Consider the following 23869-nt stretch of genomic DNA (forward strand, 5'->3'; position numbering starts at 1 on the left):
AGTTTGACTAATCTAGAATCTTATATATATTTTTTAAAAAGTTTAGCTCAAGTTGCTCCCTGAATTTTTTACCATTCCATGCTTTGTAGGCATTAGCTTGAATACCTTTAAATATAAGCTTGTTTTTTGGCCAGGTTTTGTTCTGAGATTGGTTATTTTGATTGGATAAATTATAGGACCCTTCAAAAACCAAACAACGGCATACGTACGTAAAAAATAATGAAAGAAGTTTTTCGTGATCTCTTTGCGCAAAACGATGGTTCGATTCATCCGGGGAGTGGCTCAAAAGGATAGGATCAATACTATTCGAGAAACCCCGCCGGTAAGTATATAGGCTGCTGACGGCTTTAAAACTAAAATCGTTATTTCTAAATACCGGCAGATTGTCCTTTCTGTAATAATCGCTTAAACTTTCTTTTTCTAAAAAAACAGTTACGTGATTGTGATGTTGCCATGAAGGCATCAATAATACGTCGACACATTCCTCTTTCCACCAGCTTCCGCAGATTCGTTTCTTGTGTGCCCTGATCAGGTCTGCTCCATCTGAGCCTGGATGGAGCATTTTGACAGCTTCATAACTACCGATGAATATCATTCGGCGTTTACCCAATAAAAGCTCTTTTTTAACATGCTCAATTTGTCTTTTGTGTTCGGGCTTAAGGCCATTTAATTCGGAGTCGAACTTCTTGTTTAAGAAGCCGGAAAGTCCTCCAGTCTCAGAAACGCATAACAATATATCCCATTTCTTGTGAAGGAATGCCTCCTTATACTCATACCTAAGGGCTAAGTTTGTATGTAAAACTTTCTTTTTTTGAAAGCTCTCCCAAATGAAATGCTTAGGATCCTGATGATTTGAATTAATGTAATAATAATGACTTCCAAATGATTTTTGTAAAGATCTAAATAATTCGGCCAGTAAACGGTTATCATTTATTAGATCCTGATTCAAGCTTGAAAGCCCGTTTATAGACGCATTAGCTTTTCTGCCGGAGAAGACTTCTTTTGAGTGGTTATTTAAAAAATTTTCTTTAAAAATATTAGATAGCTTGTCGCTTGCAAACAAGTGAAACATGACTGACAAGATAGGCTCCTCAACCGCCTTGTTTTTTCTGTATCTAATAATGGATTCATGAAGATTTTTTGCGAATTTATAGCCTGTAATGTTTTTATTTTCAGAGTTAATGATTTTTGTGGTTTGCCAGTTTTTATTTAGACTACTAGTTTGTTCTGGAGCGAGATCGTCATTTTTATATGCCAGGGATTTGACCTCGAAAATATTTCTTGCATACTGGAATTCTTCATTCGATTGCTGATCTGCTTGTGGAATATCCCCAGGCGTGGCAAATTCATTAACTAACTCATATAAGGAATAGGACTGTTTCGTAGCGCTACTTTTGGTAAAAGCGTTTCTATACGCTTGATAATATATACCAACTCGACCAAGAAGGATTTCTATTAAATCGATGATTCCGTTGTTTCGTATGATGGCAAGTGCTATCTCAACCAATGTTCTATCGCAGAAATATTCATAATTCTTCTCATAAGTGTCAGTAATAAACTGCCGTTGTTTCTGCCTTTCTTCTATGCTTTGCTTTTTTCCCCTGGCTCCTAAATCATATCTATAAAATAAGTAAGATATGATTTCATGACGTGCTATACTTCTTGGTCGGTAAGAGGGTTTGAAATTATTATATATCTCTCTCCATATCGTGCTAAATATTTGCCCTAAAGGAGAAGTTAAAGTATTTTCGAGATTATCGGAACAGAATTTATTTGTACTAAAACTTCGGAAAATCTCTCTGTAATTTTCTAGTGCCTGATCATCAGTATTGTCAATAGTATCATTTTGTCTGTTAAATCTTCCGGAGGCATTCGCTCTGTTATAAAATGATGGAAGATCCGATTTGAAAAGCTTCCTGAGGTCGGTTTCGTTGATCTCGCTTCTACTGATGTGATAAATTTTCGAATAAGGTGGTAAATATTGGTCTATTATTTCATTCAGCTCGAAGCTTTCCATCTTAAAGCCTACGCATATTACATTGACCCGCCGGATTGAATCATAACCTGCTCCCCGTTCCCCGCCTATGATTGATTTTAACATTAAGCGAATGTCTTCGGGCAGATCGAGGTAGTGGCGTTTCGTAAAACGGAGTGAAGTCTTATGGCTATGCGTGCCATGTGGTTTTATATAAATCGGCGCTTTCAAACGGCCATCTACTAATATTTCAGATAGTTTTACTGCATGTCCGTCGGAAAGGATATAGTGGTAATTCCCTTCTCCTATTTCTTCACTTATAGCTTGGTCTAATAACTCTTCGAAATTGAAATTAATGATTGCATCGATGAAGCCATGCTTCAGCATATGTGCAGTAATTTCGTAAAACAAGTTAGGGCTATTCCGAAACCCTGTCATTTCTGTTATTTTTTTTCTTAAATCATCCTGCTTAACAAAGAACGATGACAGAAGATATAAATAATTTTCAAAGTCGAGTTGATTACCAGTGAGTTTTTTTATTTCCTCTTCTTCCTGCCTGTATCGGTCAGCTAAAAAAGGAATAGTTTTTATTTTTTCTACATACTCTTTTTCGAGTTCCTCGATCATCTGACTGCCAATCGGAATCCCAGCATAGGCATCAGAGGAAGCACCAGCGCCAATAATTAGAATATTTCGACAACTCTGAAACTGTTTATCTTTACTTAAAAATTTATCTGCAAGATCTGTGTTGCTAAAGATTTCATTTGTTCTAATAGCTTCAATTCTAGGATCTCCGAAAGAGTTAGCAAAATAATCATAGGTAAGTTCTTCCGAAATTTCTTCAATAAATTTATTTAACTGATCATTCATTAATATATGTAGCTAATTTGGTGTGGCAATTATTTTCCTGAAAATAAAACTTGTGAATTACCCAGGTTGGCCAGATGTGATCAGGCTATAATGAGAAAAGTAGACGGAGGTCTATGGCAAAATGCTCCTGGCGGGTGAGTCCAATGACTAAACAGGACCTATGAGGTATTTGAGGGATATGCTCTGATAAAGACATAAATGAAAAATTTCTGGATAGAAGTTCACGATACTAGCCAGTTTGAACTATTTACACAAAAAATAGAATAGATACATTTTGAGAATTTACTATCCGGTATAGTTTATCTGATAAGCCAAAGATGTTGACGATGATGGCAACATAACTCTTACAAGCATAGGGTTATTTGCTTGCCTTATTTAATGAATATCACATGATACCTCTAACCCGTGGCTCTGGTGAACAAAGCGTTTAGCAAGCTGGTATCCGTTGTTTTTTTAACTGCCGGGTCGACGACGCTTATTCAATTTCAGCATCTATCAGACGATGATCCCAACGATTGCTGCAGCAATCGTTGGGCCTGTCGAGTGGAGGCCGATCTGTCGTAAACAGCAGCCAATAAATCTAGAGATAGTATACACATTTTTACGTCCAACTGGCCCGGTGGCTTATGTTGGCTATGATTTGTATTACAGCCGCTCGGAGAGCAGCCGCTGGGCAGCACCATCAATACACCTTACGCCGATGTTCCGACCTGTTTTGGCCGGGACATCGGCGTTACAATCAACTCATAACTTTCTCGTCCAACCGGCTGGGTGTGTACATGACTGGTGTTGATATGACAAAATAATAGCCAGGCCAGCATCGTACGGTTTCGCTGTACAACTTATTCGCTGTCTTCGGCATTGAGCCAGACTACTTTCTGCTCGGGGTCGTGGTGCTGACCCAGAATATTCCGGTACAGGTCGGGGCGACGGGCCTTTCGGTAGCGATAGCCGCCTGCCTGCTGCAATTTTTCGGGTGTGCAAGTCGCAATAGCGATCTCATTGCCTAACTGACGGCATTCCGCAATAATATCGCCAAACGGATCAAGAATCATCGAGCAGCCGTTCTTCAACTGATCGTCGTCCATACCGATGGGGTTGGCGAAAACGACGTAGATGCCGTTGTCGTAGGCACGGGCGGGTAACCATTTCATTAGCCAGGCTCGGCCTTTCATGCCATCGAATTCCAGACGAAGAGACGTTGGATCGCTGGTGCGGTTTTCCCAGAGTTTAGGATCGACGAACCCCGCCCCAGGACGGGTTGAGGGCGTCAGCATGGTGACGTGGGGCATAAAAATGATATCGGCTCCCAATAGCGCCGTTGCCCGCACGTTTTCGACGATATTGTTATCGTAACAAATCAGAATCCCGCACTTCCAGCCCAGCAGATCGAAGACCACGTACTGATCGCCCGGCAGCAGATGCGGATTGATGAACGGGTGGAGCTTCCGGTATTTGGCTATCAGGCCATTTTTATCTACGCACACATACGCCTTGAAAAGCTGATCCTGTTCGTCTTTCTCGAACAGCCCTGCCAGTATAACCATGTCATTGTCGCGGGCAATCTGCGTAAGTGCCTGTATGCTTTCGCCGTCGGGAATGGGCTCGGCCAAAGCCAGCATCTGCTCTTTCGATAAATGACGGGCGAAGGTATAGCCTGTAATGGAGCATTCGTGGAAAGCAATGACCTGAGCGCCTTGCTGGGCTGCCTGAGAGGTTAACTGACGGATAATGCCCAGGTTATAGGCTTTGTCGCCACTGGCATTTTCGAACTGGGCCGTCGCAATCTTAAGGTTTTGCATGACACAAAAGAAGGTGACTGCCAAAGATCGGGGAAAAGCCTGAAAAAATAGAACCGAATAATAAGCGAAACGTCTACACGCTGTCGGGCTGCTGCTTTCGCTGGTTTTTTACCAAAAACAGCAGGATAATAATCTCCTTTTCTTATAAACCGCGTAAACGTTTTTGAGAAAAACGAAAGCAATGATTTTGTCCTGCTGACGCAGGAAGCATCGCAAAGCACGCTTACCCGCGAGCGATGACGTTTTAAGATGCTTCCTGCGTCAGCAGGACAAAAAGCTATCTAACAAAGTTTTTGACATATTTTTACATATCGTCTGACAGAAACTTCCGGATAGTCTGGTAAGGCCGCAGGCTCTGTGGTTTCCCGTTGGTGGCTTTCTCAGACGATGTTCCGTTCGGCCGCGGCTCGGTAGGGCGTGTTCGGGAGCTGTTTTGCAGCGCCAGCATCTCTTTTCGCAATTGCCGCTGTTCGTCGTCGCTCAGGCTATTGAGGGTCGCTTCGCCCTGGCCATACCCGTCGTTGAAGTTACTGATGCGGCTATCCGTCTGAGCCAGTTTCAGCTCGGCCAGCAACTCAGCCATATCTTCCGAAATGGTCTGTCGGCGCTCTTTCAGTTCGGTCAGGCTGGGCAGCAGATCAAGATTATGCTGGAGTACGTTTTGTTGCGTTCGCTGTTCGGCCAGCTGTGCTTCCAGCGGATTGATTTCATTCGTGATTCGCTTGATCCGACGTCGTAATTTCCAAAGCTTGATATCGGCCTGCAACCATCGAAACCAGAATGCCGACAGAACCGGCAGGGCGATACCCAGGCAAACGGCTCCCGCCAGGGCGAATAAAATTCCGCTCAATACGAACGATAAAAGTGCCCACGGACTGTTGACCAGGGCAAGATTCAGTTCGCTCGATTCGTTGAGCTGCTTCTCAATTTTGCTTAGCGTCGATGGACTCAGGACCTGCGTGGCGGCCGTTGGATCGGTATTGAGCTGAAGCTGTCGAACGGATTTATTGATAGCCGCTTTGAGCTGATCTGTGCGGTAAGCTTCGTACCGAAACCAACCCAGTACGGCCAGGGTCAGTACCGAAAACACGGCCAGCGCTATCTTGAACCGTTGGTATTTGGTCTGGTTCTGCGCTGGGTTTTCCTGATATGGTTTCTCGATGAGCCGATCGTAAGCGGGTTTCAGCAGAATCGATACCATCGCCAGCCCCACGGCAAACGCCCAGGCTTCGTTGGTGTTCCGGATGTTGAGCGCGTAGGCGACGATCTCGTGCGAGATGATCAGATCACCAGCCAGAAATGAAATCCCGGCGATGAGAAACAGCAGACCCGCCAGCAGCGAATAATCGGGAGCTGCTTTTGTCCGGCGTTCCCGCAGGTTGTCGCGGTCGGCTTCGAGTGCCTGTCGGTCGGCTTCCTTCTGCTTTACCTGCTTATCCAGCCGCTCGACCTGAAGCGCGTGATTCTGCAACTCCGCAAAGGCCGACCGGTTGGCTTCGGTTGCTTCGGTTAGCTGGCGTTCCGTATTCGCCAGGTCGGTCCGCTTTTCCTGAATGCGTTCCGAAAGCCAGTCTGTATTGACCTGGCTCGATAAATATCCTTCGTATGTTTCCCGATTGGTTCCTTCCACACCGCTGGCGTAGCCGTGCTGAAAATCGGGGTTATTGGTTGGTTCCATAATCAATGATAACTGATGAACGATAAATTGAGTGTTCAGTATCAATTAGTCATAGGTCATGATCAGTTTACGTTGTTGTTCGGAAAGCCGCTCACGCAGGCTGCGGGCGAGTTCGAACTCGCTCATATATAGGTTAACAAGCCGATCGCGCCGGGTGTTCAATTGAGTCGAATTTGCCTGTGCCTGATTTAGGGCCGTAACGATGGGCCACTTCTGCGCCCGAATCTCATCTACCTCCCGCTCCAGCCGCTCAATGTCGCTGGCCAGAAGGGGTAAGTGCTGGGCTTTCTCGATAAGATGCTGCTGGTTTTGCCGGATCACTGTCAGGTCTGTTTGGAGGGCGGTCAGGGTACTGAGCAGTAATTTACCCGCCAGTAAAAACAGGAAAGAAACAAAGACAAACAGACCCAGAGCGGCCCCGGTCGATTGGGTCTGTAAGGCATGAACCAGGATGAAAACCGAAGCGGCCAGTGGCAATCCAGTTTCCTCCATGATCCGTCGTCCCGAAAGTCGGCTATCGGTTTCATAGAAGAACGAAGTCCGACCGAATAAATTGAACATGCCGGCCAGAAACACGCCTACCGCTACCCAGCGATTCGGAAAAGCAGGCCGCAGGGTTTCGTCGATCAGGAAAAAATTGCCGATACACAACGTTATCGACAGGCAGAGGCTGGCTACCGTACGAATTAGGTTATTGGGAGCCGGCTGACGGTCACTCAGTTCCGTAAACTGGTTTTGCAGAGCTGTGAGTCGGTTCTCGCGTTGTTCTATGAATAGATTCAGCTCACCGATCTTTTCGGTACAGTGCTCAATGACCTCTTCCAGCGGAGCTGCCAATTGCCCAAAAGCCGCCCGTATCTCCGCCACTTTTCCATCCGGAGGGGCGTCGGAAAGTCCGAACAAAACGCCTTCATCCCGCAGGGTTTCCTCGTCGAGGAGCCAGGCTGGTAGCGGTTCAGGCGCACTAAATTCCGGTAAGGGTTCGGGGCCGATCAGGGTACTCTCCGATAGACTGGTTCCTGGCGTATTCGTAAATCTGGGCAGGGGTGTATACACGGGAGGCAAGGTGCCGGAATCTGGTCCTGAAGCCTTGCGTGAAAAAAGCAATCGAAATCGTTGAATGAGCGTCATCAGAAATACCAAGCAAGCTCCGGCTTGCGTGGATCAGGTTGTTTGACAGGAAAACGGCCGTAAATACGTAAATAGTACTCCAAGAATGCAATGGCCGGGCGCAGGAACTGTAAAATATTATTTATTCCCGCCGGTAAACGACTTCACAGCTGCGTTTTTTATACCAGAAATTCCACCACCTGTTTAGCCAGATGCCCCCGCTGTTCAGTCGCTCTGGTTTCGCTCTTTTTTACCCATCAGCTTTGCAATCGATGCAGGAAGGCCACTGTAGGCTGCCTCACTAACGCGTCGATATAACCATGGGAAATGTAAAAACGCTTATCGACCAATGGTCGGTGAGAGACCTGGAGGACAATTCATCATTAACCGTTGTAGTACAGGGTTGTACCGAACTGGGAAATCAATCGGTACCCGGTATTCAGATTTACACAATGGGTTCAATCCTGAACTATGAGCCGGGCATTGTCGAGCAGTGGGTTTATAAAGCCACCAAAGCGAACGAAACCGAGTATCTGCTCGAAAATAACTCTTGGATGGTGCACGAGGATCAGTACATCAAGCATTATCTGCTTGTCGGTAGCCCGCTCAAAGCCCGGGTCATTGTAAAAACCCGGAGCTCGAAGCCCGTCAGCAAAGACTATGAGCTTCCGTTTGACCTCTGAGTCGGGATGCCAACTAGTAAACTAGCTTATGAAGGCATTGATCGGCCAATAGCACCGAGCGCTACTACCGCAGGAAAACGCGCTGTAGAGCGCCCCAGAGCCGTTTTTTTAGGTTCTGATCGGCTTCGATGGTGGGCAGGGAGTCGGCCATCAGAAATGTGATGCCCTCGAACCGAACGGGCGCGTACCGGTCCATCATGATGTCGAGGTGAATGCGTTCGAACGGAACCCCGAAGGTGATGAAATGATGAATGTATTTGCCGCGTAGCAGCTCGGTAAAATTCACATCCTGAACTCCATGCAGATTCAATAAATCGACGCCGTTGACGTTCAGATTCACGGCTTTCAGGATTTTCTCCAGAAAAAGCAGATTGCTGGGGTCCAGCGCTTCATCGGCCAGCAACAGCACTTTATGGTTGAGTTGCGGCAGGCGGGATGGCTGTTGAATAGGGGGTAAGATCGAAGGGGTCGTCGGGCGGGGTGGGGGCTGGGGCAGTGGTTCCGGTGTTGAAACGATCACAACCGGCTCCGGCACGAGACCTTGTTTCGCTGTTTCCTGACGGGTAGGCGCCGGTTCGAGTGCACCACCGCTCACGCCCGTCGACAGGGCGTCCAGTTCGGTTAATAAATCCAGCTTTGGCTGAAGCTCAGCAGGATGCTCAACCTCAACCGACGATTCCTCTATACTTTCGGCTGTGGTCTGGTTTACCACGCCCCACGGGTCGTCGGCCAGCCGAAAAAGCGCATCGGTCTGGTAGAAGGTCTGGTAAAAATTCTTTGACGACATGGGTGGTGATACGAGAAGCTAACCAGCAGAACCGAAGCCTTTACTGAAAGGATTTTTATCGCCGGAAAGGCCAGGGTTATGCACAAAACTCACTGGGCAGTATCTGCTTAGTAAACTCTGAGCATAACCTTTGGGCGCTCTACGGTTATAAACTTATTGTTTGAACGACAGGTCGTTAGGCAATGACCGCCTGGCGGTGAATGATCGCTTCGCGGTCGGGGCTGGTAGAAATATAATTGATGGGCAGCCCCAGCGTGTCTTCCAGGAAATAAACGTACGCAGCCAGTTCAGCCGGTACGTCGCTGAACGAACGGATATCTGTCAGATCTGTCTGCCATCCTTTGAAGGTCTTGTAGATCGGCTTCACCACCGTGTCGCACAGGTCGTAAGGCAACTGCTCGGTGATGGTTCCGTCGGGTAGCTGGTAGTGCGTACAAACGTCGATTTCCTCGAAAATATTCAGTACGTCTACCTTCATCATCACTAGCTGCGTAACGCCGTTGATCATAATGGCATACTTCAGCGCGGGCAGATCCAGCCAGCCGCACCGGCGCGGACGCCCGGTGGTAGCCCCAAACTCACGCCCTTCCTTGCGGATTCGCTCGCCAGTTTCGTCGGACAGTTCCGTCGGGAAAGGGCCGCTGCCGACGCGGGTGCAGTAAGCCTTGAAAATCCCGTATACCTCGCCAATTTGGCTGGGTGCTACGCCTAAGCCGGTGCAGGCTCCGGCGGTCATGGTGTTCGACGACGTGACGAACGGGTAGGAGCCAAAGTCGATGTCGAGCAACGAACCCTGCGCACCTTCGGCCAGTACTTTCCGGTCGCTGCTCAGCGCGTCGTTGACTACGTATTCGCTGTCCGTTAGTTGAAACTGCTTCATGAAAGCAACGGCTGCGAAAAATTCTGCTTCCGCCTGCGGCAATACAGACGCATAATCGAACTGGTTCTGTTCCAGAATGATCTTGTGAATAGCTACCAGTTTGTTGTACTTCTGCTGAAAGTTTGGTGACAGCACATCGCCTACGCGCAACCCCTGTCGGGCCACTTTATCCTGGTAGGTCGGGCCAATGCCGCGCAGGGTCGACCCGATTTTCGATTCGCCTTTGGCCTGTTCGTAAGCGGCATCCAGAAGCCGGTGCGTCGGAAGGATAATGGAAGCTTTTTTGGAAATCTGCAGATTCTCGGTTAGCGACAGGTTGAATTTAGCGAGCCCTTCGATTTCCTTTTTAAAGACAATAGGGTCCAGCACCACACCGTTGCCGATGATGTTGAGAATGTCGTTCCGGAAAATTCCGGACGGAATCTGGTGCAATACGTGCTTGATTCCGTTGAATTCAAGGGTATGCCCGGCATTGGGGCCGCCCTGAAAACGAGCTACGACCTGATACTGTGGTGCCAGAACATCCACGATTTTACCTTTTCCTTCATCGCCCCACTGGAGGCCCAATAAAACATCGATCATTATGAATGGCCGTTGATACGGCTGTGGTTATACGACTTCACTACGTTTATTCACACCCCTGGTCCAGATGGATCACCCCTCAATCGGCACCTGAACGCCCTGTTCTTCCTTTTCCGTCTCCTGCCGATTTTCGCACAAATCGCGGGCGCAGGAGCCGTAGAAAATGAGCGAGTGGTGCATGACGTTGAATTTGAGCAGATCGCCCACCATATTCTGAATGTTCTGAACCCGGGGGTCGCAGAATTCCATCACTTTATGACAGTCCGTGCAGATCAGGTGATCATGCTGACGGTATCCGTACGATTTCTCGTACTGGGCCAGGTTGCGCCCAAACTGATGTTTCGTCACCAGGTCGCAGTCGACCAGCACGTCCAGTGTATTGTATACCGTGGCCCGGCTGACGCGGTACTTCTTGTTTTTCATGGAGATGTACAGTTCATCCACGTCGAAGTGATCCTGCCGGTTATATATTTCTTCCAGTATGGCAAAGCGTTCGGGGGTTTTCCGGAGCCCCTTCCGTTCGAGGTAGGCCCGGAAAATCATCATTGCAGCCTCTAAATTGGTTTGTGTCGGAGCAGGCATATCCAGAGACAATTAGTTTAAAGTACAAAGGTAGAAGTTTGTGGTTAACGGTATTCGGTTTGCGAACAGGAATGCACGGCTTATTTCCACAAAAGCCAAGCAAGCGACCGAATCCATAGGTCCCGAACCGATTCTAGGAGTCGAACCGGACCACTTCGTAAACACCCTGAACGTGTTCCAGCTTCCGCATGAGGATTTCCAGATGGCTGGTGTCGTGCACGTACAGTCGGATGTTTCCCTCGAAGACGCCGTCTTTCGAGTCGATCGCTACCGACCGCATGTTGATGTGCAACTCATTACTGATCACCCGGGTTACGTCGTTGATCAGCCCGACGCGATCGGTACCCGTAATCCGCAGACCGGCCAGAAACGCCAGCTCTTTCTGCGACGTCCATTTGGCTTTGATGATTCGGTTGCCGTGGTTCGACATCAGTTCGACGGCGTTCGGGCAGGTTACCCGGTGAATCTTGATGCCGTCGTTGATCGTTACGAAGCCAAAGACGTCATCGCCCGAAATCGGGTTGCAGCACTTCGACAGGGTGTAGTCGATCCGGTCCATGTCTTCGCCGATGAGCAGCATATCCGCATCCGCCCGCTCGCCATGAATCTTTTTAAGTTCCTTGACGAACGCTTTGGCGTCGGGCAGCGTATCGGTATTGAGCTTGTTGGCCCGATTTTCTTTCGCTTCTTTGTCGGATTTGAACTTTTTCAGCTCCTGAACGTCGATGTGCCCTTTGCCGACGCGGTAGAAAAAATCATCGGACGTCTTCGAGCCGAAATATGCCCGCAACTGGTTAATGACCTCGTTGGTCATTTCCATTCGCAGCACGCGCAGCTTCTTGTTCACCAACTCGCGGCCATCCGTGATGTAGCGCTTGTTTTCTTCCTTGATTAAATCCTTGATCTTGGTCTTGGCCTTCGACGTAACGACAAACCGCAGCCAGTCTTCGCTGGGTTTCTGCCGGTTGGACGTGATCACTTCGACCTGATCGCCGTTCTGCAGTACGTAGCTAAGCGGCACAAGCGTGTTGTTGACTTTAGCCGCCATACACCGGGCCCCAATCTGCGTGTGGATATCGAAGGCAAAGTCCAGGGCGGTGGCTCCGCGCTGCAACACCTGCAGATCACCCTTGGGTGTAAAAACAAATACCTCTTCGTTGTACAGGTTGCTCCGGAAGTCGTCTACGAATTCGATAGCGGCTTTCTTTTCGCCACTACCCGCCGACTCGATCATATCCCGCACCTGATTGATCCAGGCTTCGATGCCAGCGCCCGTCTGGGTGTCGTTGCCTTTGTATTTCCAGTGAGCCGCGTAGCCTTTTTCGGCGATTTCGTTCATGCGCTCCGTTCGAATCTGCACTTCGACCCACTGACCCAATCGGCTCATCACTGTCGTATGTAGCGATTCGTACCCGTTGGCGCGTGGAGTACTGATCCAGTCTTTCAGCCGGTCGGGGTTTGGTTTGTAATGGTCCGTTACGATCGAATAGGCACGCCAGCAGGCGGCTTTTTCTTCCTCCTGCGGCACGTCCAGAATAATCCGGACGGCAAACAGATCATAAATCTCGTCGAACGGCTTTTTTGATTTATTTAGCTTGTTCCAGATCGAATAAATGGACTTCGGCCGGCCCTTGATAACGAACTTGATCCCGGTTTCGATGAGTCCCTTTTCAATCGGGTCAATAAACCGGTTGATGAAGCGGTCGCGGGCGAGCCGGGTTTCGCGCAGTTTTCGGGCAATGTCCTTATACGCTTCGGGCTCTACATGCTTCAGGTAAAGGTCTTCCAACTCCGATTTAATGGTGTACAGCCCCAGCCGGTGGGCAAGTGGTGCGTAGATGTAAATCGTTTCGGAAGCGATTTTCAACTGCTTGTCGCGCGGCATCGATTCCAGCGTACGCATATTGTGAAGCCGGTCGGCGAGTTTGATCAAAATAACCCGCACGTCGTCCGACAGCGTCAGTAGCATTTTCCGGAAGTTCTCTGCCTGCTGCGACGTGCCGTATTCGAAATAACCCGAAATTTTGGTCAGTCCATCGATGATTCGGGCCACTTTAGGGCCAAAAGCCCGGTCGATATCGGCAATGGTGGTGTCGGTGTCTTCGACCACGTCGTGCAGCAGAGCCGCTACGATACTAGTCGTTCCCAGTCCAATTTCCTCCACGGCAATCTGAGCGACCGCCAGGGGGTGGTAGATATACGGCTCCCCCGACCGGCGTCGCATATTTTTATGCGCTTCGGCCGAAGTATTGAACGCTTTCTTAATCAGTTTGGCGTCGTCGCCCTTCAGCATAGGTTTAGCCGCTCGCAATAATCGCCGATAGCGTTTCAGGATTTCCTGCCGCTCCAGCTCCAAATCGATAACGGGCTCCGGACTGGGCCGACGGTCAATGGTATTCATCATTGGTGGCTTCTTTACGGGTAAGTGCCTGTAGGTTGTAGTCGTACTACCAAGATAACAAAATAATAATCGAAAATTGATGTTGAAGACGGAGGAAATTTATCCGCTCCATTTATCTTACGCCCTGTCTAACAGAACGAACTACCACAGCGTCAGCCAGTAGGGTAGGGGCGGGGCGGGTCTTCCTCAAAGATCCAGGTGAAGAAATAAATAAAATATTGCCTGGTGTGAAATCTTTTCTTACTTTTGCAGCCTGAAAAGAAAGCAACACCGATTTGCGGTGGGTTTAGCGCCGGCCAGGTCGATTGCTTTCGAGTCACGAATGCGGGCGTGGCGAAATTGGTAGACGTGCCAGACTTAGGATCTGGTGCCGCAAGGCATGGGGGTTCGAGTCCCTCCGCCCGTACGAAGTTGAAAGAGTGGAAGGATGAAAGAGCGAAAAGCTACGCGGTTTTTTTCACTCTTTCTTTCTTTTGCTCTTTTCCGTTTTTAAACCGATACGAACGTGGATATTACCTTAGAAAAAGCCAGCGATACAAACGCTTCGCTAAAAATTACGCTGACACCGGCTGACTATAAGCCCGAAGTCGATAAGAAACTGAAAGACTATGGTCGTAAGGTTCAACTGAAAGGGTTTCGCCCCGGCCACGTTCCGGCATCGCTCGTGCAGAAAATGTACGGGAAAAGCATACTGGTCGATGAGATCAACTCCATGCTGAGCAAAACCGTCAGCCAGTATATCCGCGAAAATAAATTGCAGGTTGTCGGCGATCCGGTGCCGAACCGCGAGCAGGCCGATGCCATCGATTGGGACAATCAGACGGATTTCGCTTTTAGCTACACATTGGGACTGGCATCTGAATTCGATATCGATTTCAACGATCTGCCCAGCGTAACCCAATACGATATTCAGGCGGGTGAGGCCGAAATTGACAGCACCATCGCCGATCTGCAACAACGCTTTCACACTCACGCACATGGCGAAGAAGTGGGCGATGGCGATACCATTTATGGCGAACTGAAGCAGGTGAACGGTGAGTTTTCCTCGAAAACAGCGTTCCCGATGAACCAGATGGCCGAAGAAGCCAAAGGTCAGTTCGTTGGAAAGAAAAAAGGCGATGTGATCACGTTCGCCCTGGAGCAGGCTTTCCCGGATGAGAAAGCTCGGGCCAATGCCACCGGTGCCAAAAAAGAGGAAGTGGGTGACCTGGCGGGTGAGTTTACCTTTGCCATCGACGACATTACCCGCCACGAACCCGCTGAACTGAATCAGGAGTTCTTCGATAAAGTACTGGGCGTTGGCGCTGTAGAAGATGAAGAACAGTTCCGGACTAAAGTGGCTGAAGTCATTCGGGGAAACTACGCCCGTGAGTCGGCTCAGTTGCTCCGGTTAGACATCGAGAAAACGCTGCTCGACAGCACGCCGATTCTGCTGCCCGATGAATTCCTGAAAAACTGGCTGCTGGAAGTGAACGAAGGAAAGTTTACTCCTGATCAGATCGATGAGCAGTACGACGACTTTACCAAGTCGGTGAAGCTACAGCTGATCAAGAATAAAATTGCTGAAAAGGCCGATATCAAAGTCGAATTCGATGAAGTGCTGGCCGTAACCCGCCAGATGGTTCGGGAACAGTTTGGCTTTGCCGGCACCGAAGACGAGGAGATGACCAAAACCATCGACCGCATTGCCCGCAATTACCTGATGGACGAGAAAAATAACGGTCAGAATTATACCAGTACCTTCAACCGGGTATACGACGATAAAGTAATCGAGTATGCCAAAACGCAGCTTACGATTGTATCGCAGGATGTAACGGTAGATGAGTTCAAGGCGTTGGTTGAAAACCGCTAATCGATACTGACCAAGTCTAGAAACAGCAATGCCCCGACGAACTCGTCGGGGCATTGCTGTTTATGGGGTATCTACCTACTATTGTCGAATCAGTTTGATCGTTTTGGATTCGGTCGGAGTGCTTACCTGCAGGAAATACAGCCCTGGCGAGCGGCCAATCGATACTTTATGACGCTCGACAGATTCGGCCATCTCGACCGCATGCGTGCTGGTCAATTCTCCCAGGGTGTTGTTCACGCGAAGCTTCAGCGGCTGGCCCTGAGCGCCTTTTACTTCTACTTCCGCAAAATCAGCAGCAATCGGGTTGCCGATCACCGAAACCTGCAGACCGGTTCCTGGCTCGCCGGAAGCGGCTTCACGAGCGCGGTTCTGACCACTGCAATAAGCGGCAAAATTGAAATCGAAAACAACTTTCACGCCACCCTGCATGGCTGTAATGATGATCGACTTCGGATCGTTCCGCAGACCCGCTTCGACAATACCGGTGGTGCTGGTCGGCGACGTACGCGTAACACCGGGTGCCGTGAAGGTGATGGGCGAACCATCGCCACCGCTGGTTACGAAGGTAATTCTGCCCGTCTGGCAATCGTAGATCGGCTGTAACAAAACCAGCGGTTTACCATCGATCATCAGGGCTTTATCGGCCTGAATGAAACCGAAGCCGGTTCTGAAATCGAAGCCGGTGTCGAAGCCCGGTGTGGTTGGATCGTCCATGTCGATAGCCGTCGTTTCCAGTCGCTTCAGGATGTCGGTGGGGCTCATGGTGTTGCGGGCGCGTTCCTGCAACAGCGCAGCTACGGCGGCTGCGTGTGGAGCGGCTGCCGATGTACCGAAGAAGTTCGGGAACGTATCGCCGTCGTTGAGCTGCTGCCCAAAGAACGTGTTGTTGCCACCATCGGGAGCAACAATTTCAGGCTTCAGACGAATTTCGGCTGGGATGGGCTGACCGTAGGTCGTAAACAGAATGGGTGTACCACCAGCCGATGAGAAGCTCTCGATCAATGGCAGGGGATATAGTCTGGAACTGTAGCCAGGTGTCTGGAACCAGGCGGCTGCACCCACGGAAATGGCACTCTGCGCGTTCGAGTGGCCATAGGTCGTGCTGCTTTGCGTGACGAACTGAGCCGTTGCATTCCCAAAATCTACCCACTTGATGAGGCTAGGGTCTGGACCATCGTATTTGACGATGGCAATTTCGATTTCAAGAGGAGTAGTACCGTTATTGACGATGTCGACCGCTTCGATGGGGTCATCTCCGATGTTGCTGCCGAAGCTCGACAATTGCGGCTGCAGCACCCCTCTGTAATAGACGAAAATATCCAGATCAGTTCTCGCACCCGAAACACCGCCCGACTGAACGCTCTGCGAATAGAATGGATCTGACCACTGAAGAATCGGAAAGAACTCGCCACCGCGGGCCGGAATCGTTACTTTCTGAGTGATTACGCCCGTACCAGTGAAATCATGGGCATTTCCTTCAACTTTGAACGTCGGAATACTGGGGGACGGACGACCTGAGTTCAGGAAGTACTTCTGGTAAGACAGGCGATCCGTGTTACCAGCCGACGAGAAGTAGGTAACGTTCTGTTTCTTGACGACAAAATCAACCGCCTGGGCGATAATTCCATCCTGGAAGAACGGTTCGGCAAAGTAGATGATATCGTCTACAATGATGTTGCAGCCCGCATTGGCTAGTGCCAGAATACCCAGGGCAAAATCGACCTGGCTTTCGTAGGCCGTATGGAACGCAATTTTTGCACCGGGTGCTACATCGTGAACGATTTCGGCCATTGCCCGGCCTTCATCGGTTCCGTCTGGAATATCTTTCAGCACCTGCACATCGGCCGGCAGGTCGTCGGAAGCGACTCCGGCAGCTGCGCCGTTGAGCGAATTATAAGAGTCGGAGATGACCCCGACTTTCGAACCGGCGCCGGTAACGCCGTAATTTTTACGGGCATAGTTAGCGCGCATCACCGTATCGCCCTGCGACGTTACTTTGCCTGCATTCTTGAAGGGTTTGTAAGCAGGTCGGGCTACGTGCAGGGGGGTAACATTTTTCAGCTGGTCTAATTTGCTGATCGGAAAGTAGCCGAATACGATCCGTTGATAATACCGGCCATCCTGCAGACCCATTGCGGTGAGGTTCTCTAGCAGCGCTTTTCCATCGGCATCGTTCGACACGGCTTCAATAGCGATCAGGCCATTGCGCACCTGCGTCCGGTCGACTTTGGTCAGGGGAAGGTCGTCGTTGTCGGGAGCCGCCGATTGCCGAAGACCTTTGCTTTTGGTGGCGTTGGGCTGGGTGTCTTTCCGCTGAAGTTCCAGCAAATCTGGCGTAAGCTTGGCCGCTCTGGCCTCGTCCTTGATGGCAATTTGCCCAAAACTGGCAAAAGGAGTGCAGTAAGTTAGCCCGATTACAGCGATAATCAGGCTATTTCTTCGTAAAAAGTTTAACATAATACAGGGATTAATGGATGAGAATATTGGATTGGTTACCCAGGTGTGGACTTGGGCAGTAAGGTAGTAAGACAAATATCTATAATCAAGACGTAGAAGTCCAAGCAATAAGTAACAAAAATATTTTTTATCGTCACTTACTGCCTGGATAAGAATTGAATTTTTTAACTAACTCTCTGAATTATAGGGAATTGTCTATAAGAATAAGGTCTGCTGTACCGATTGTGAAAGGCATAAGCCGCTTTCCTTATTGATTTACCGGTCTAAGAAAGTTAAGCGGGTTTAACTCCGTTAGTAAATCCAAAAGCCCTTCAAACGTAGCTTTGCCAGGACATCCTGGCAAAGCTACGTTTGAAGGGCTTTTAGGCCTGATACTCGATTTACTGATATTGAATATACATCGGCTTCGGATCGAGCGCCAGCACTTCTTCGGGCGTCATTATCCGGGAACCTGGCTTGCGGAAGTCGTTGTCGTAAAATAGTTTGAATCCTGTATACTGAACCGGCTCCTTCTGAATGTAGTCGTGGTAAGAGTCTTTCTTCAGGACGGGCGGCCCCCAGCCGTCCATGTCCATAACGATCTGTACGTTCGGATTGAGCTTGATGTTCTTGTAATTCTTGATCATCCCCTGCGTGAAACGGTGTACGACCAGCACCTTGGGAGGTAATTTATTTTCCCGAACTACCCGGCTCAGGAACTGGACAGCCTCGTTGACATCGGCTGCATCGTAACTGCCAATTTTAGTACCTGGTTTAGCACCCGTTACCATCGAAAATTCAGGATCGATACCCAGATGAACAAATGGTAATTTGAGGTATTTTTCCAGATAAGCCATTTCGCCCCCCAGATCGGCATGGCCGCGCTGAATGTCGAGGAAAACAATGGCCTTGTGCTCATTTCCCCATTTGATAACTTTCTTGATGGTTTTGTCCGACATCCGCAGCCGGTAGCCGCCATCTTTGCCCGGAAGCCCCTGCGCCGAAATCGCGACCAGGTGCAGAGCAGGTTGAATAGGCGTGTTAGGATCGGCTTTCTGCCAGTTCTTGATTTCCTGATCCAGCCGTTGCAGCATTTCTTCCTTGGGGTATTTACCCAGAATCCCCATCTTCTTGGAATGAGGATTGCCGTAGTAGGCAAAAATCCGGTGTTTGGGTAAAATGGCGCCTGTGGGCGCGTAGGTCAGGGAATCGAGGGTTGAGTCGCCGGTTGAAACGCCCCGTGTCGACGAAAGACTACCGGTCGATGCGTTGCCAGCCGTATCGGTTTTGACAGGCTCGGCGGATGTTTCGCTAGTAAGTTTACCGGTTTTGGATGTATCGTCTTGTTTAGAGGGAGAAGAACAACCTGTAAGTTGACAAAAAGCCACTAAAGAGAGCGCGGCTAGGGAAAAACGCATATTAATATAATTATTATTAGATGATTCATAAAAAAAGGGTTACACTCCAAGGCGAGGAATGTTAACCCTACGGTGCAAGTATAGAATCAAATCCGAACTTTTCAAAGGATTAATTCTCCTAGGCCCTGCCGGATAATCGAAAAATCGTCGTCGGTGGCGTCTATAATGGTCGAGGCTATGTTACCGCCGTAGCCGCCATCGATTACGATATCGACCTGATTCTGGAACTTTTCAAAGATCAATTCCGGGTCGGTCGAGTACTCGATGATCTCATCTTCGTCCCGAATTGAAGTGGTAATGATGGGATGGCCCAGCTCGCGGACGATCTGCCTTGGAATATCGTTGTCGGGCACCCGTATACCTACCGTTTTTTTGTTGGTATTCAGCAGCTTGGGAACACTGCTGGTTGCTTCCAGGATAAAAGTAAACGGGCCCGGCAGCAACTTCTTCATGAGCTTGAAAGCCTGATTGCTGACGCGGGCGTAATCGGCAATGTGGCTCAGATCGTAGCAGATAAAAGAGAAGTCGTTCTTAGTCGGTTTGATGCCTTTGATGCGGGCCACCCGTTCGACCGAGCGGGTATTGTGGATGTCGCAGCCCAGCCCATAGATGGTGTCGGTCGGGTAAATAATGACCGCTCCGTCGCGCAATGCCTTGACAATGGCATCGATTCGGCGCGGATCTGGGTTTTTCGGATAAAGCTTGATGAATTCGGCAGCCATAAGTTTACGGTTTACAAGCCGCGATCTGTAGTCGCTGGTGCTCCCGGCGGCAACATCAGCAATCGAGGCTCACAACGCATAAACGCTAAACGATCTAAACCGGTTTTGTGGGAAGAAGTGGAGCAGAGCGCGAAGGTTGCCATTTCCGATAATACCGGTACAGATTATTGACCGGCAGATGCAGCCGGCTGAGGCTCAAAATCAGTTGGCTGCGCCAGTTGGGGGGCTCGATCTGCCGCAGTAATTTCCCGAATTGTAGTGCCAGATCGAACTGCTCAGCATAGAACGCTTTCCGAATAAATGTTTGAATGCGGCTAGCCAGCGTTCGGTACTCTTCGGGAGTAGCGCAACAGCGGAGGGCTTTCTGACAGACCACCAGCGTTGATTGAAGTAGTTCATTGCCGGGAAGGACCACCTGCGACGACAGCGAGTTGGGTAACTGACGCTTTTGCATCAGCACTTCATCTACATAGGCGTATTGATAATGGCGGGCCGAACGTACCCAGAAGTCGAAGTCTTCGAAAGCCAGGGTTTCGTCGTACCCACCGAGTTCGTTCAGCACATCCCGGCGCATCATCATCGTGGGTGTACAGATGAAGTACGATTCCAGGATAGGCCGAAAAACGTCGCCCGTTGGAATACGTTCCCGAGCATGCCCTTTACCATCGACGGCGTAATGAATGCCAATTTCCTGCCCCTCACTGTCGATGTAGGTTGCGTTGGAGAAAACAACGGCATACGGACCGGAAAGCTCCTCGAAAAGAGCCGTTTGTTTGGCGATCCGGCCGGGCAGTAAGACATCGTCGGCCGACAGGTCGATGATGTAGCGGCCGCTGGCCAGCGCCAGACCCTGGTTAAAGGCCCGGTTTAAGCCAAGGTTTTTCGGATTCTGAACAAACTGTATGGTAGGATGCTGCTGAATGAACGATTGAATGCGGGCCACCGATTGGTCGGTGCTGCCGTTGTCGATGACGATCAGCTCGACGTTCGGGTACGCCTGATCGACGACAGACTGGAGCGCCTGCCCGACGTACGCTTCATGGTTATAATTGGTGCAAATCACACTCACCCACGGCTTTATCTGGTTCAGATAAGGGCTCATGGGCAGGTGGTTCGTTTGGCTGGTGACAGATAGCATAAAACGAATAAGTAGGATTCTGTTAGACGACAGAAAGCCTAAAGGGACACAATTGGCTGATGGTAAGCCCTTAACTCAATGATGAGTTAGCGCGCCTGATTTCAGTAATACAAAATAAGGATCGAACCCAACTGGATGGGTCAATTTTTGAGCAAACGGAAGCGATATTGAGTTTTTGTTCACACAAACGGTAAATAGAGCGGTAATCGGTTACTCCGCCGGAGCGTTGTCGGTTGTTTTCGCCGATACACTTGGGTTCTTGTCGCCTTCGAGATTATACAGAGCGATGTTCATGTCGAAGCCGATGATCAGCAGCAGCGAGATCAGGTTGATCCAGATCATCAGGGCGATGAGCGTACCGATGGAGCCGTAGACCTTGTTGTACGAACCGAAATTAGACACATAATACGAAAAGCCGAGGGTGGTCAGCACGATCAGTACCGAAGCGGTAACCGCACCGGGCGTGATGAAAACCCACTTCAGCTTTACGTCGGGGCCGAACCGGTAGATTACTGAAACCGTCGCTACGAACACGGCGAAAACAATCAGGTAGCGGCCAATGACGAGCAGATTGATAAAAATGATGTTGTTGAGAATACCGAAACGCATCAGGTAATCGCTCACTATCCCACCGATAATCAGGACGAAAACTGCCAGAATCAACGCAAAGGCCAGCGTGAAAGTCAACCCGACGGCTATCGCCCGGACCTCAAAAAAGCCCCGCCGATCGGCCCACTCGTACGATGAGTTGAAGGCGTTCATCAAAGCGACCAGGCCGCTCGTAGCCGAATAGAGAGCCAGTAAAAAACCAAACGACAGAACCCCGCTTCGGGGCCGGCTGATGATGTCGCGAATGGTGGTATTGACTGTGCTGAAGGTGTCGCCGGGCAGCACTTCCCGTAAAAATCCCATGATCTGGTCTTCCAGTTCGGGAATGGGAATATAGGGGATCAGGGTAAAGAAAAAGATGACCGTAGGGAAAACTGCCAGAATAAGACTGTATGAAACCGAGGCTGCCCGTTCGCTGGTATCGTTGTCGGCAATCTTAGCAAACATGTTCTTCAGAAACGTGTACCAGTCATTCCGGGAGTTGAACGGATGATGATCGTACATCCAGACACGTACCCCCTGCAGTGCCCGTAAACCCATCAATTTGTCGAACATAGTAGCAGTAGTCGGTGGTCAACAGTCGATAGCCGTCGGCCGGTAGCGAGTAGGCAAACCTACTAACTATCGACTCACAAGGCCTTTTTTTGTAACCTACGGCACAAAAAAAGGTTTGGTGGCTGCGAGCAGTTCGGGGGGAGCGGCACAAGGACGGCCCGTGTCTGCCCGGACAAAGACAAGGGTCGTCTGCCCCACATTCAGCAGCTGACCAGCCTGATTGACGATTTCATAGTCGAAGATCAGCCGGGTTTTGGGCATTTGGGGAATGGTAACGCGAATGGTCAGCAGATCGTCGTATTTTGCCGGCCTGATGAAGCGGGAGGTAAGGTCGTATACGGGCATGGAAATTCCTCCCGCTTCGACTTCTTTGTACGTCAGGCCCAGGTGGCGCAGGGTTTCAACTCGCCCGATTTCATAAAAACGGGCGTAGTTGCCGTAATAAACGATACCCATCTGGTCGGTATCGTAGTAGCGGACCCGAATATTCGTAACGTCGTGTGTAAGCATAAAAAGGGTGATCAGTAGCTGGTAGACAGTAAGTAATAGTAGTTGCCAGCCACTGTTTACTATCTATCAGTTACTGACCACTATCGTCTTCTATTTCATGATTTTCATGCGGGTCAGCGCCTGCTGATACAGGCGGGCATTGGCCAGGTGTTCCGACAGGGTCTTCGAGAAGGTATGGTAGCCGTTGAAACTGGCGTTGACCACAAAATACAGGTAGTCGTGCTGTTCGGCATTCAGAACCGCGTCGATGGTCGTCGGAGAAGGGAGGTTGATGGGACCCGGCGGTAAGCCTGTGTATCGGTAGGTATTATACGGCGAATCGACCGCTAGTTGCCGATTCAGCAACCGCCGGATGGTAAAATCGCGCAGGGCAAAGATGACCGTTGGGTCGGCTTCGAGTTTCATGTCCTTCTTCAGCCGGTTCAGGTAAACCCCGGCCACGCGGGGCTGCTCGTCGCGCTTGTTGGTTTCGGCGGCTACGATCGAGGCCAGCACCTGCGCCTGGGTTTGGGTCAGGCCGAGGGCTTTGGCTTTGGCCTGACGTTCGGGCGTCCAGAATTTTTTGTACTCCCTGCCCATGCGTTCCAGGAGCGCTTCGGGTTTGATGGTCCAGAACAGCTCGTAGGTGTTGGGCAGAAACATGCAGACGATGGTCGTGGTATCGAAGCCAAACTTCTCGCAGGTGGCTGGGTCGTTGAGTAAATTACCCAGCGCATCAGGACCGAACTCGAACTTGCTGCCGAGCCGCTGAATCAGGTCGCTTTTCTGGCGCATGCTGGTGAATGTGACGGGCATGGCGTCCTGATTCCCGCTGCGTAGTTTTACCAGCAGGTCCCGGTTGCCCATTCGGGGTTTGATCTCGTAGCGCCCTTCTTTCACCCGCTCGGGGTATTTCATCAGCTTGGCCAGAAACCGAAAGGAGGTTTCGTCGTTGATGACCCGCTGCGTTTTGAGCGTGTCCATCACCGACTCAAAGGTAGCCCCCCGCCGAATCAGCAGGGCAAATGTTTTATCGTCGTCCTTGAGCTGGAAATTCGGACTTTTGAACACCTGCCAGAAATAGAACGTAAAGGTCGATAGCAGAATGGAAACGGTGAGGAAAATGGCAATTTTGACGTTACGGGACATAAGAGAAGAGTAAAAAATGAATAATGAACAATGGATAATGGACAATGAAAGACAGGGTTGACTAATGGCTTTTCAAGCTGCCAACCACGTTCATCACGCATCGTACATTATCCATTGTTCATTATTCATTATCCATTCATAAATGAATTGC

At 49.7% G+C, this 23869-nt stretch carries 17 protein-coding genes and 1 tRNA gene; 3 read left to right on the forward strand and 15 right to left on the reverse strand.

Going from position 1 to position 23869, the window contains the following annotated elements; translation table 11 throughout:
* Positions 1-7 precede the first annotated feature (7 nt).
* The 4 genes from ACYVC2_RS03540 to ACYVC2_RS03555 form a co-directional block, all read right to left on the reverse strand.
* Positions 8-2845, reverse strand: a complete 2838-nt coding sequence (locus ACYVC2_RS03540; protein ID WP_461100908.1) for a hypothetical protein — start codon at positions 2843-2845, stop codon at positions 8-10.
* Positions 2846-3687: 842 nt separating this feature from the next.
* Positions 3688-4647: a nitrilase family protein gene (locus ACYVC2_RS03545; protein ID WP_461100909.1), complete on the reverse strand. Its 960-nt coding sequence runs from the start codon at positions 4645-4647 to the stop codon at positions 3688-3690.
* A 304-nt stretch (positions 4648-4951) separates the two neighbouring features.
* Entirely contained in the window at positions 4952-6325 is a 1374-nt protein-coding gene (locus ACYVC2_RS03550; RefSeq protein WP_461100910.1) for an AAA family ATPase, read from the reverse strand.
* A gap of 45 nt (positions 6326-6370) precedes the next feature.
* A complete protein-coding gene (locus ACYVC2_RS03555; protein ID WP_461101335.1) occupies positions 6371-7381 on the reverse strand; it encodes a hypothetical protein in 1011 nt (336 codons plus the stop codon).
* Between the two features lie 374 nt (positions 7382-7755).
* On the opposite strand from ACYVC2_RS03555, the gene ACYVC2_RS03560 reads away from it, so the two are divergent.
* Positions 7756-8118, forward strand: a complete 363-nt coding sequence (locus ACYVC2_RS03560; protein WP_461100911.1) for a hypothetical protein — start codon at positions 7756-7758, stop codon at positions 8116-8118.
* 64 nt (positions 8119-8182) lie between these two features.
* Here ACYVC2_RS03560 and ACYVC2_RS03565 read toward each other — a convergent pair whose 3' ends face one another.
* The 4 genes from ACYVC2_RS03565 to ACYVC2_RS03580 form a co-directional block, all read right to left on the reverse strand.
* Entirely contained in the window at positions 8183-8905 is a 723-nt protein-coding gene (locus tag ACYVC2_RS03565) for a hypothetical protein (RefSeq protein ID WP_461100912.1), read from the reverse strand.
* A 175-nt stretch (positions 8906-9080) separates the two neighbouring features.
* On the reverse strand, positions 9081-10367 hold the full coding sequence (locus ACYVC2_RS03570; protein WP_461100913.1) for an adenylosuccinate synthase: 1287 nt from the start codon (positions 10365-10367) through the stop codon (positions 9081-9083).
* A 72-nt stretch (positions 10368-10439) separates the two neighbouring features.
* Positions 10440-10949, reverse strand: a complete 510-nt coding sequence (locus tag ACYVC2_RS03575) for a Fur family transcriptional regulator (RefSeq protein WP_461100914.1) — start codon at positions 10947-10949, stop codon at positions 10440-10442.
* 133 nt (positions 10950-11082) lie between these two features.
* Positions 11083-13353 carry a RelA/SpoT family protein gene (locus ACYVC2_RS03580; protein WP_461100915.1) on the reverse strand — a complete coding sequence of 757 codons (2271 nt, stop codon included), beginning with the start codon at positions 13351-13353 and terminating at the stop codon, positions 11083-11085.
* Between the two features lie 321 nt (positions 13354-13674).
* On the opposite strand from ACYVC2_RS03580, the gene ACYVC2_RS03585 reads away from it, so the two are divergent.
* Positions 13675-13756, forward strand: a tRNA-Leu gene (locus ACYVC2_RS03585).
* 99 nt (positions 13757-13855) lie between these two features.
* Positions 13856-15202, forward strand: coding sequence for a trigger factor (tig, locus tag ACYVC2_RS03590; RefSeq protein WP_461100916.1), 1347 nt, complete (start codon positions 13856-13858; stop codon positions 15200-15202).
* A 78-nt stretch (positions 15203-15280) separates the two neighbouring features.
* Here tig and ACYVC2_RS03595 read toward each other — a convergent pair whose 3' ends face one another.
* The 7 genes from ACYVC2_RS03595 to mltG all read right to left on the reverse strand — a co-directional run bounded on the left by ACYVC2_RS03595 (position 15281) and on the right by mltG (position 23718).
* Positions 15281-17659 carry a S8 family serine peptidase gene (locus ACYVC2_RS03595; protein WP_461100917.1) on the reverse strand — a complete coding sequence of 793 codons (2379 nt, stop codon included), beginning with the start codon at positions 17657-17659 and terminating at the stop codon, positions 15281-15283.
* Positions 17660-18039: 380 nt separating this feature from the next.
* Complete coding sequence (locus ACYVC2_RS03600; RefSeq protein ID WP_461100918.1) at positions 18040-19056, reverse strand: hypothetical protein; 1017 nt, start codon at positions 19054-19056, stop codon at positions 18040-18042.
* A 101-nt stretch (positions 19057-19157) separates the two neighbouring features.
* Positions 19158-19778: an L-threonylcarbamoyladenylate synthase gene (locus ACYVC2_RS03605; RefSeq protein ID WP_461100919.1), complete on the reverse strand. Its 621-nt coding sequence runs from the start codon at positions 19776-19778 to the stop codon at positions 19158-19160.
* Positions 19779-19872: 94 nt separating this feature from the next.
* Positions 19873-20916 carry a glycosyltransferase gene (locus ACYVC2_RS03610; protein WP_461100920.1) on the reverse strand — a complete coding sequence of 348 codons (1044 nt, stop codon included), beginning with the start codon at positions 20914-20916 and terminating at the stop codon, positions 19873-19875.
* 210 nt (positions 20917-21126) lie between these two features.
* Complete coding sequence (locus ACYVC2_RS03615) at positions 21127-22080, reverse strand: YihY/virulence factor BrkB family protein (protein ID WP_461100921.1); 954 nt, start codon at positions 22078-22080, stop codon at positions 21127-21129.
* Positions 22081-22176: 96 nt separating this feature from the next.
* Positions 22177-22590, reverse strand: coding sequence for an acyl-CoA thioesterase (locus ACYVC2_RS03620; protein ID WP_461100922.1), 414 nt, complete (start codon positions 22588-22590; stop codon positions 22177-22179).
* Between the two features lie 90 nt (positions 22591-22680).
* A complete protein-coding gene (gene mltG / locus ACYVC2_RS03625) occupies positions 22681-23718 on the reverse strand; it encodes an endolytic transglycosylase MltG (RefSeq protein ID WP_461100923.1) in 1038 nt (345 codons plus the stop codon).
* Positions 23719-23869 lie beyond the last annotated feature (151 nt).

Source organism: Spirosoma koreense, from assembly GCF_054777875.1.